General features: G+C 62.5%; 9 protein-coding genes. All 9 read left to right on the top strand.

What is annotated here, in order from left to right; translation table 11 throughout:
• The first annotated feature begins 111 nt into the window (after positions 1 to 111).
• On the top strand, positions 112 to 1,296 hold the full coding sequence (locus tag AC30NL_RS10065) for a 1-deoxy-D-xylulose-5-phosphate reductoisomerase (protein WP_489463862.1): 1,185 nt from the start codon (positions 112 to 114) through the stop codon (positions 1,294 to 1,296).
• A complete protein-coding gene (gene rseP, locus AC30NL_RS10060; protein ID WP_489463861.1) occupies positions 1,293 to 2,660 on the top strand; it encodes an RIP metalloprotease RseP in 1,368 nt (455 codons plus the stop codon). The genes AC30NL_RS10065 and rseP overlap by 4 nt, the downstream gene beginning before the upstream one ends.
• Positions 2,661 to 2,672: 12 nt before the next feature.
• A complete protein-coding gene (gene bamA / locus AC30NL_RS10055; RefSeq protein WP_489463860.1) occupies positions 2,673 to 4,976 on the top strand; it encodes an outer membrane protein assembly factor BamA in 2,304 nt (767 codons plus the stop codon).
• Between the two features lie 20 nt (positions 4,977 to 4,996).
• Positions 4,997 to 5,494 (top strand): OmpH/Skp family outer membrane protein, encoded by a 498-nt coding sequence (locus AC30NL_RS10050; RefSeq protein ID WP_489463864.1) that lies wholly within the window; start codon positions 4,997 to 4,999, stop codon positions 5,492 to 5,494.
• Between the two features lie 147 nt (positions 5,495 to 5,641).
• A complete protein-coding gene (lpxD, locus tag AC30NL_RS10045; protein WP_489463859.1) occupies positions 5,642 to 6,688 on the top strand; it encodes a UDP-3-O-(3-hydroxymyristoyl)glucosamine N-acyltransferase in 1,047 nt (348 codons plus the stop codon).
• Positions 6,685 to 7,125: a 3-hydroxyacyl-ACP dehydratase FabZ gene (gene fabZ, locus AC30NL_RS10040; RefSeq protein WP_489463858.1), complete on the top strand. Its 441-nt coding sequence runs from the start codon at positions 6,685 to 6,687 to the stop codon at positions 7,123 to 7,125. The genes lpxD and fabZ overlap by 4 nt, the downstream gene beginning before the upstream one ends.
• 232 nt (positions 7,126 to 7,357) lie before the next feature.
• Positions 7,358 to 8,146, top strand: coding sequence for an acyl-ACP--UDP-N-acetylglucosamine O-acyltransferase (gene lpxA, locus AC30NL_RS10035; RefSeq protein ID WP_489463857.1), 789 nt, complete (start codon positions 7,358 to 7,360; stop codon positions 8,144 to 8,146).
• Positions 8,147 to 8,148: 2 nt separating this feature from the next.
• Entirely contained in the window at positions 8,149 to 9,297 is a 1,149-nt protein-coding gene (gene lpxB, locus AC30NL_RS10030; protein ID WP_489463863.1) for a lipid-A-disaccharide synthase, read from the top strand.
• Positions 9,269 to 9,889, top strand: coding sequence for a ribonuclease HII (rnhB, locus tag AC30NL_RS10025; protein WP_489463856.1), 621 nt, complete (start codon positions 9,269 to 9,271; stop codon positions 9,887 to 9,889). The genes lpxB and rnhB overlap by 29 nt, the downstream gene beginning before the upstream one ends.
• The last annotated feature ends 89 nt before the right edge of the window (positions 9,890 to 9,978 follow it).

Below are 9,978 nucleotides of genomic sequence, written 5' to 3'. Positions count from 1 at the left end.
ATGCTCGCCATAGCCCGGGCTATGGCTGCGCTTTGCGCCTAGATCAGGCGCCTTTTGACGTGCTGCTCGGGCACGCTCGAAAAACTCTCAGCCTCTGAGATGGGCGGCCACGTGGTTCAACGCGTCTGCATCCTTGGCTCGACCGGCTCGGTCGGTGTGAGCACGCTCGACGTGCTGGCGCGACATCATGGGCGCTTCGAGGTGTTCGCTCTCACCGCACACAGTCGCATCGACGATCTCTTTGCTCAGTGCATGCGGTGGCGGCCGCGATTTGCCGCGGTGGCGAATCCCGATCAGGCGAGCATCTTGCAGACGCGGCTGCGCGAAGCGAAATGCAGCACCGAAGTACTCGTGGGCGCGAAGGCGCTCTGCGAACTCGCGTCGCATCCAGATGTCGATTCGGTCATGGCCGCGATCGTTGGCGCAGCAGGATTGGCCCCGTGCCTTGCCGCAGCGCGTGCCGGCAAGCGATTGCTGCTCGCCAACAAGGAAGCCCTCGTTGTCGGCGGCGCGCTCTTCATGCAGGCCGTGCGCGACGGCGGCGGCGTCATCTTGCCGATCGACAGCGAGCATTCGGCAATCTTCCAATGCCTGCCCGAAGACCGTTCGGTCTGGGGTGCGCGCATTGATCACATCCTGCTGACCGCCTCGGGCGGACCTTTCCGCACCCGCGACCCGGCAACGCTTTCCACCGTGTCCCCCGACGAAGCCTGTGCGCATCCGAACTGGGTGATGGGCCGCAAGATCTCGGTTGACTCGGCCACGATGATGAACAAGGCACTCGAGGTCATCGAGGCACGCTGGCTGTTCGATCTGCAGCCCGAGCAGGTGAGGGTGGTGATTCATCCGCAAAGCATCGTGCACTCGATGGTCGTGTGCCGAGACAACTCGGTGCTCGCGCAACTCGGCACGCCCGACATGCGGGTGCCCATCGCCTTCGGTCTTTCGTTTCCGGAGCGCATCGAATCGGGCGCGAGCCAGCTCGACTTCGCGGCAATGTCGAATCTGTCGTTCGAGGCGCCCGACTTCTCCCGCTATCCCGGTCTCATGCTCGCATGGGACACCCTACGCGGTGCGCCCGGCAGCACGACGGTGCTCAACGCGGCAAATGAGATTGCCGTGGCGTCATTTCTCGACGGTGCCATTGGCTTCGATCGCATCCACAGCGTGAACGCCGAAACGCTGGCCTCGCTTCGCATCGAGCCGAGCGAGGCATCCAGCAGCGACGGTCTGATCGCGCTCGACCAGCGCTCGCGTGTGCAGGCCGCAGCGCACGCGAAGCGATTCGCCCGATGATCTACCCTTTCGCCTTCATCCTGACCATCGGGATACTCATCCTCGTGCATGAGTATGGGCATTACCGCGTCGCGGTGGCCTGCGGTGTCAAGGTGGATCGCTTCTCGCTCGGCTTCGGCAAGGTGATTTGGCGACGCCAGCCCACCCCTGGCGGCACCGAATTTGTCATCTCCGCGTTGCCCTTGGGTGGGTACGTGCGTTGGATCGACGATCGGGAAGGCGGCGTGTTGCCTTCCGAAGAGAACCAGACCTTCAAGAGTAAGCCGCTCGCGCAAAGGGCTGCTATCGTCGCCGCGGGGCCGATGTCAAATCTCTTGCTTGCAGTATTGCTTTATTCCGCGGCCAACTGGCTCGGCATCGAAGAGCCCAAGGCGCTGCTTTCGACACCGGCGCCTGGCAGCATCGCCGAGCGGGCGGGCGTCCGTGCCGGTGAAATGGTTCGCGCCGCCTCGCGTGATGGGAACGACTGGCACGACGTTCGTTCGACCTCCGACCTCGCCTGGGACTTGGCGCAGGCAGTGTCGCGCGGCGAGTCGCTGTACCTTATGGTCGCCAACGAGAACGGCCGCGGTGAACGCAGCGTGACTCTCGCGCTTGATCAACTGCCCTCGAAGGAGCTCGACACGGCAGTGATGCGCAGCATCGGGCTGGGCGGGCCTTTCAGCGAACCGATCTTCGGCAAGCCCGGGCCTGGCGGGCCTGGGGCCAAGGCCGGGTTGCTCGCCGGTGACAGGGTGCTGAGTGTCAATGGCCGGATCGTCAGCGATGCCGCGGGCGTGCTCAATCTCATCCGTGCCAGTGGCGCGCAGGGCGAGCCCTCGCCGATGGTGCTGCGACTCGAGCGCGGAGGGCAGACGATGGAACTGACTGTCCAGCCTGCGGTGCGCAAAGATGGTGAGCAACGGGTTGGCTACATCGATGTCCCCATCGGCAAGCCCGGCCCCAAGGTGTTCGTGCAATACGGCTTCCTCGAAGGACTGTCGCACGGCTTGACGCGCACATGGGAGATGTCGACCCTGACCCTCAAGCTGCTTGGCAAGATGCTTATCTTCCAGGCGTCGCTCAAGAACCTCAGCGGGCCGCTGACGATCGCCGAATACGCAGGTCAGTCGATGCAGATGGGGCTCACGTTCTTTCTGAGCTTCATGGCCATCGTGAGCGTAAGCCTGGGGGTATTGAACCTGTTGCCTCTGCCCGTCCTCGACGGTGGGCACCTGATGTATTATCTTTTCGAAGCAGTGACAGGGCGGCCATTGTCCGAGCAGTGGCTCGGTCGGCTGCAGAGGGCCGGCTTGGTCCTCGTGCTGTTGATGATGTCGCTCGCTCTCTACAACGATGTGGCCCGCCATCTGGGCCTGCACTGACTTTCCCCCCGCATGCGACCTTCTTCTCGCCTGAGTTCGTTTCGTCCTACCGTTTTGTGTCTCGCACTTGCAGCAGCGCTGCAAGCCGGGTCCGCATGGGCAGTCGAACCTTTTCAACTGAAAGACATCCGTGTCGAGGGCCTTCAGCGTTCGGACGCCGGCACCGTGTTCGCCTCCTTGCCTTTCCGCATCGGCGACACCTATACGGACGAAAAGGGCAGTGCCGCGCTGCGTGCGCTGTTCGCTACGGGCCTGTTCAAAGACGTGCGCCTTGAAATCGATGAAGGCGTGGTCGTCGTCATCGTTGAAGAGCGCCCGGTCATTTCCAATATCGACTTCCGCGGTCTGAAGGAATTCGACAAGGACACGCTGACCAAGTCACTCAAGGACTTCGGCATCGGCGAAGGTCTGCCCTTCGACAAGGCGTTGGCCGACCGTGCGGAGCAGGAACTCAAACGGCAGTACCTCACGCGCAGTCTCTACGGGGCCGAGGTGGTCACCACTGTGACGCCCCAAGAGCGAAACCGTGTCAACGTGACATTCACGGTCACCGAAGGCACTGCGGCACGCATCAGCGAAATTCGTATCGTCGGCAACAATGCGTTTTCGGAGAGCACGCTCAAGGGGCTGTTCGACCTGAACGACGGTGGCTGGCTCAACTGGTATACCAAAGCTGATCGCTACTCTCGAGCCAAGCTCAACGCCGACCTCGAGTCCTTGCGTGCCTATTACCTGAACCGCGGCTATCTCGAGTTCAACGTCGAGTCCACGCAAGTCGCGATCTCACCCGACAAGCAGGACATCACGGTCACGATCAACGTCAAGGAAGGTCAGCCCTACACCGTCACCGCGGTGAAGCTCGAAGGTGACTATTTGGGCAAAGAGGAAGACTTCAAGACGCTCGTCACGATCAAACCGGGCCAGCCCTATCGTGCCGAAGCGGTGGCTGATACCTCCAAGGCCTTTGTCGAGCGCTTCGGCACTTTCGGGTACGCATTTGCCAAGATCGATCCTCGCACCGAAATCGACCGCACGACAGGGCAGGTCGTCCTCACGCTTTTCGCAGATCCGCAGCGCCGCGTCTACGTGCACCGAATCAACGTTGCCGGCAACAGCCGCACGCGCGACGAAGTGGTGCGACGTGAGTTCCGCCAGTTCGAATCGTCGTGGTATGACGGCCGCAAGATCAAGCTGTCCCGCGATCGCGTCGACCGCCTCGGTTATTTCAGCGAGGTCAACGTCGACACTGCCGAAGTGCCCGGCACCGTCGACCAAGTCGACCTGACGGTCACGATCAAGGAAAAGCCGACCGGCAACCTCTTGCTGGGTGCAGGTTTCTCGAGCGCTGACAAGTTGTCCTTGAGCGCTCAGATTCGCCAGGACAATGTCTTCGGTTCGGGCAACTCGCTGGGCATCGAACTGAACACCAGCCGCTCGCAGCGCACGTTGGTGTTTAGCACTGGAGACCCGTACTTCACCATCGACGGCATCTCGCGCAACATCGACGTCTACTACCGCACGGTCAAGCCGCTGAACAGCCAGGGCGAGCAGTATGAGTTGGTGACACCGGGCGCGTCGATCCGCTTTGGCGTGCCGTTCAGCGAACTCGACACGGTGTTCTTCGGCATCGGCTACGAGCGCACGAAGATCAAGGGCGACGTCGCGCTGCCACAGAACTACTTCAACTACCGCGAAATCTTCGGCAAGGTCAGCAGCACTGTGCCGCTGACCATCGGCTGGACGCGCGACGGCCGCGACAGTGCGCTGGTGCCGACCCAAGGCGCCTATCAGCGCTTGAACCTCGAAGGCGGGCTCCTCGGCGATGCTCGCTATCTGCGCGCCAACGCCCAGTACCAGCAGTACATCCCGCTGGGTCGCCGCTTCACGGTGGGCTTCAACCTCGAAGGCGGCTGGGGCAAAGGCTTGAACGGCAAGCCATATCCAATCTTCAAGAACTTCTACGGCGGTGGTCTCGGCACGGTGCGCGCGTTTGACCAGGGCTCGCTGGGCCAGGTGGACGTGATCGGCGCCTACATCGGCGGCAATCGACGCTTGAACCTGCAGACCCAGTTGTACCTGCCGGTGCCGGGCACGGGCAACGACAAGACACTGCGCTGGTTCGGCTATCTCGACGCCGGAAACGTATGGGGTGAAAACGAGAAGATCACCGCAGGAAGCATCCGCGCCTCGGCCGGTCTGGGCCTGAGCTGGGTGTCTCCCGTGGGCCCGCTTCAGATCAGTTATGGTCGCCCGCTTCGCAAACAGCCGGGCGATAGAATCCAGCCACTTCAATTCCAGATCGGGACAGCGTTCTGATGAAACTCTCTTTTGTGATCATGACGGCTGCGATGGCCGTCGCAGCGGCCACCGCCACCGCGGCAGCCGGCGCGCAGGAACTGAAGATCGGCTACGTCAACAGCGATCGCGTGCTGCGCGAGGCAGCGCCCGCCAAGGCCGCGCAGGCCAAGCTCGAAACTGAAGTCAGGAAGCGCGAGAAAGAACTCGGCGACATGGATGCCCGTCTCAAGGCCGCGGCAGACAAGCTCGAGAAAGACGTGCCGACGCTCGCCGAAGCCGAGCGCAACCGCCGCCAACGCGAACTGGTCGACCAGGACCGCGAAATCCAGCGCAAGAAGCGCGAGTTCCAGGAAGACATGAACCAGCGCAAGAACGAAGAGTTGGGCCAGGTGGTGGAACGTGCCAACCGCGTTATCAAGCAGATCTTCGAATCCGAAAAGTATGACCTGATCCTCCAGGAAGCGGTGTTCGCTGGTCCGCGCGCCGACATCACCGACAAGGTCATCAAGGCACTCAACGCGCAAGGCGGCAAGTGATTGGCCACTGAGAGGCTGAGAGTATTTCGATCATGCCCGCTCATCACGCCAAAAGACCCCTGCTCGTCGTTGCAAATGCTCGCCATAGCACGAGCTATGGCTCCGCTTTGCGCCTAGATCAGGCGCCTTTTGACGTGCTGCTCGGACATGCTCGAAATTCTCTCAGCCTCTGAGTTCTCGCTGGGTGACATCGCCGCGCAACTCGGCGGCGATTTGATCGGCAATCCGTCGACCGTCGTCACCCGAATCGGCCCTCTGGAGGGCGCCACGCCTTCCACGATTTCGTTTCTCTCCAATCCCAAGTACCAATCTCAGCTTGCGGCGTCGCAGGCGGCGTGCGTGCTCGTTGCGCCGTCAATGCGGGACGCTGCAGTCGCACGCGGATCGGCCATCGTATTGGCCGATCCGTACCTCGGCTTCGCGCGGTTGACGCAGCTTTGGGCGAAACGCACCAGACCTGCCACGGTAGCGGGCGTGCATCCGAGCGCTGTGGTCGACCCCACGGCAACGATCAGCGAGGGTGTGTCGGTCGGGCCGCTCGCCGTCATCGAAGCAGGGGCCACGGTGGGCGAGGGAGCCGTCATTGGCTCGCACTGCTTCATAGGTTCCAACGCCTGCGTCGGCGCGGGCACCAGACTATCCGCCGGCGTCACCGTCGGTTTCGACTGCCACATTGGCGCACGCGGTATCGTCCACAGCGGTGTCGTGATCGGTGCCGATGGCTTTGGCTTCGCGCCTGTGGAAGGCCGATGGGAGAAGATCGAGCAACTCGGCAACGTGCGCATCGGTGACGACGTCGAGATTGGCGCCAACACCTGCATCGACCGTGGTGCACTGGACGACACCGTGATTGAAGACGGCGTGAAGCTCGACAACCTCATACAGATCGGCCACAACGTGCGCATCGGCGCGCACACGGCAATGGCGGGCTGCGTGGGCGTGGCGGGCAGCGCCACTATCGGCAAGCACTGCCAAGTGGGAGGCGGCGCGGTGATCCTGGGTCACCTGACGCTCGCCGACCGCGTCATCATCTCCGCTGCATCCGTGGTCATGCGCTCCATCTTGAAGCCCGGTCAATACAGCGGTGTGTTCCCCATCGACGACAATGCCGCCTGGGAAAAGAACGCAGCCACGCTGCGTCAATTGCACGGTTTGAGAGAGCGGCTGCGTGCCCTCGAGAAGAAGACACCATGATGGACATCCACGAGATATTGAAGAAGCTGCCGCATCGCTACCCCATCCTGCTGGTGGATCGCGTGCTGGAGCTGGAGACGGGCAAGCGAATCAAGGCGATCAAGAACGTCACGATCAACGAGCAGTTCTTTCAGGGCCACTTTCCGCATCGGCCGGTGATGCCGGGCGTGCTGATGCTGGAGGCGCTGGCGCAAGCCGCGGCTCTGCTGTGCTTCGAGAAGATGGGAAATTCGCCCGACGACAATACGGTGTACTACTTCGCTGGCATCGATGGCGCGCGCTTCAAGCGGCCGGTGGAGCCCGGCGACCAGCTCATCCTTGATGCGACGCTGGACCGCGCGAGGGCAGGTGTCTTCAAATTCACCACCAAGGCGTCCGTGGGCGCAGAGCTCGCCGTCGAGGCCGAACTGATGTGCACGATGCGCACGATTGCCTGAGAGGCTGCGAGTATTTCGATCATGCCCGCTCATCACGCCAAAAGACCCCTGCTCGTCGTTACAAATGCTCGCCATAGCACGAGATATGACTCGTCGGCGCGCCTTGCACTGCGCTCCGACAGCGGCGCGATCAACCGACACTTGTGGCTTGACGCGACACTAGATCAGGCGCCTTTCGACGTGCTGCTCGGACACGCTCGAAATATTCTCAGCCTCTGAGCGAGGTTTTCGCATGGCCAACATTCACCACACCGCGATCATCGAGCCGGGCGCGCAGCTCGGCGAGAACGTGACGGTAGGTCCGTACTCGATCATTCGTGGGCACGTTCGCATCGATGAAGGTACGACTGTCGGGCCGCACTGCGTGATCGAAGGCCATACGACGATCGGGCGCGACAACCGCATCTTCCAGTTTGCATCGCTGGGTGCGGTGCCTCAGGACAAGAAATACGCGGGTGAGCCAACGCGACTCGAGATCGGCGACCGTAACACCATCCGCGAGTTTTGCACCTTCAACCTCGGCACCGTGCAAGACGTCGGCGTGACGAGGCTGGGTGATGACAATTGGATGATGGCCTACACCCACCTCGCGCACGACTGCCAGGTGGGCAACAAGACCATCTTCGCCAACAACGCGCAACTCGCGGGCCATGTGCACGTGGGCGACTGGGTGATCCTGGGCGGGTACACCAACGTGCACCAATTCGTGAAGATCGGCCCGCACGCGATGACGGGCATGAGCACAGCACTCTTGCAGGACGTGCCGCCTTTCGCGATGGTTTCCGGCAATCCGGCGCAGGCGCGCAGTTTCAACCTCGAAGGATTGAAGCGCCGCGGTTTCTCGGCCGAACGCATCAGTGCGGTGAAGCAGATGCACAAGCTGCTATATCGACAGGGCCTGACGCTCGACGATGCGCGAAAGGCCATCCAAGAACTGGCGCAGACGATGCCTGAAGCAGCGGAAGACGTGGTGCTGATGTCGAGCTTCCTCGCAGATTCGAAACGCGGCATCGTCCGCTGATGATGAATGAAGAGCGATCACCTCGCTTCGCGATGGTCGCGGGCGAAGCATCGGGCGACCTGCTCGCGGGCTTGCTGCTGGGCGGAATGACCACGCGCTGGCCTTCGCTGCGTGTCGCCGGCATCGGCGGGCCCAAGATGGCGAAGCACGGTTTCGACGCTTGGTGGCCGCATGAGAAGCTGGCCGTGCGCGGCTACGTTGAGGTGATTCGCCACTACCGGGAAATCGTAGGCATTCGCGATCAACTCGCGCAACGGCTGCTGCGCGAGAAGCCCGATGTCTTCATCGGCGTCGATGCGCCCGATTTCAACCTCGACCTCGAAGCCAGGCTGAAGGCCAGCGGGATCAAGGCCATCCATTTCGTGAGCCCATCGGTCTGGGCGTGGCGTGGCAAGCGGGTCGAGAAGATGCACAAGGCCGTCGATCACGTGTTGTGCCTCTTTCCCTTTGAGCCCGCGATCTATGAAAAGCACGGCATCGCGGCCACGTATGTGGGACATCCGCTGGCAGATGCAATTCCCCTCCCAGTGCCCCGAGCCGCGAGCCGCCGCGCGCTGGGACTTGGCGAACAAGACATCGTCGTGGCCTTGCTGCCCGGCAGCCGTCGATCCGAAATCCAGTACATCGGCGCGAGGCTCATCGCCGCCGCGGACGAACTGAGCACGCGGCGCCCCGGCATGCGATTCGTCCTGCCGGTGGCGCCTGGCCTTCGCCCGCTCATCGAGCCCCTCGTGGCGCAGCACGCTGGCGCCGCGAAGATCGATCTACTCGACGGCCGCTCCCATGAAGCACTCGCCGCCTGCGACGTGACCCTCGTTGCGAGCGGCACCGCAACTCTCGAGGCTGCGCTCTTCAAGCGTCCCATGGTCATCGCCTACAACATGCACTGGCTGAGCTGGCAGATGATGAAGCGCATGAAGTACCAGCCCTGGGTGGGGCTTCCGAACATTCTGCTCAGGGAATTCGCGGTACCCGAGCTATTGCAAGACGATGCCACTCCCGCGAAACTGGCCGACGCCGCGCTCGCCTGGCTTGACGACCCCGTGCGCTCAGCCGCCCTCGTCCAACGATTTGACGCGCTGCACCGCGAGCTGCGCCGTAACACAGCCCAAGCAGCAACAGATGCGATCGAAAAAATTCTCGCCGCCTAAGCAGCTCGGGCTGAGCTTCGACGTCAACGGCCTCATCGCGGGCGTGGACGAGGCCGGCCGCGGGCCGCTCGCTGGCCCTGTCGTGGCCGCCGCCGTCATCCTCGACGACACCCGGCGCATCCGTGGCCTGAACGATTCGAAGGTGCTGACGGCAGCCGTGCGCGAGCGCCTCTACGACGAGATTCGCGCCAAAGCCTTGTGCTGTTCGGTGGCCGAGGCAAGCGTCGAGGAAATTGACCAGATCAACATCCTGCAGGCGACTCTGCTCGCGATGCGGCGCGCGGTCGAAGGTCTGCGGCTCAAGCCAGCCAAGGTGTTGGTCGACGGCAACCAGTTGCCTCGTCTCATGATCCATGCCGAAGCCATCGTCGGCGGCGACGCGAAGGTGAAGTCGATTTCCGCCGCGTCCATCCTTGCCAAGGTGCATCGCGACCGGCTTTGCCTGCAGTTGCACGAGTTGCATCCGCAGTACGGCTTTGCCGCTCACAAGGGCTATTCGACACCCGAGCATTTGGCGGCGCTGAAGGCCCATGGCGCCTGCCCGATTCATCGTCGCTCGTTCGCGCCGGTGCGCGAGGCACTCAGAGGCTGAGAGTATTTCGATCATGCCCGCTCATCACGCCAAAAGACCCCTGCTCGTCGTTGCAAATGCTCGCCATAGCCCTGGCTATGGCTGCGCTT

This window comes from Rhizobacter sp. (assembly GCA_021153565.1).
Lineage (GTDB): Bacteria > Pseudomonadota > Gammaproteobacteria > Burkholderiales > Burkholderiaceae_C > Albitalea.
This window is presented reverse-complemented; position numbering and strand designations above follow the sequence as displayed.

Excerpts from the sequence above, each read along its gene's own strand:
- lpxD (WP_489463859.1), top strand. The coding sequence starts at position 5,642 with ATGCTCGAAATTCTCTCAGCCTCTGAGTTCTCGCTGGGTGACATCGCC.
- rseP (WP_489463861.1), top strand. The coding sequence starts at position 1,293 with ATGATCTACCCTTTCGCCTTCATCCTGACCATCGGGATACTCATCCTC.
- lpxA (WP_489463857.1), top strand. The coding sequence starts at position 7,358 with ATGGCCAACATTCACCACACCGCGATCATCGAGCCGGGCGCGCAGCTC.
- fabZ (WP_489463858.1), top strand. The coding sequence starts at position 6,685 with ATGATGGACATCCACGAGATATTGAAGAAGCTGCCGCATCGCTACCCC.
- lpxB (WP_489463863.1), top strand. The coding sequence starts at position 8,149 with ATGAATGAAGAGCGATCACCTCGCTTCGCGATGGTCGCGGGCGAAGCA.
- bamA (WP_489463860.1), top strand. The coding sequence starts at position 2,673 with ATGCGACCTTCTTCTCGCCTGAGTTCGTTTCGTCCTACCGTTTTGTGT.
- AC30NL_RS10050 (WP_489463864.1), top strand. The coding sequence starts at position 4,997 with ATGACGGCTGCGATGGCCGTCGCAGCGGCCACCGCCACCGCGGCAGCC.
- rnhB (WP_489463856.1), top strand. The coding sequence starts at position 9,269 with ATGCGATCGAAAAAATTCTCGCCGCCTAAGCAGCTCGGGCTGAGCTTC.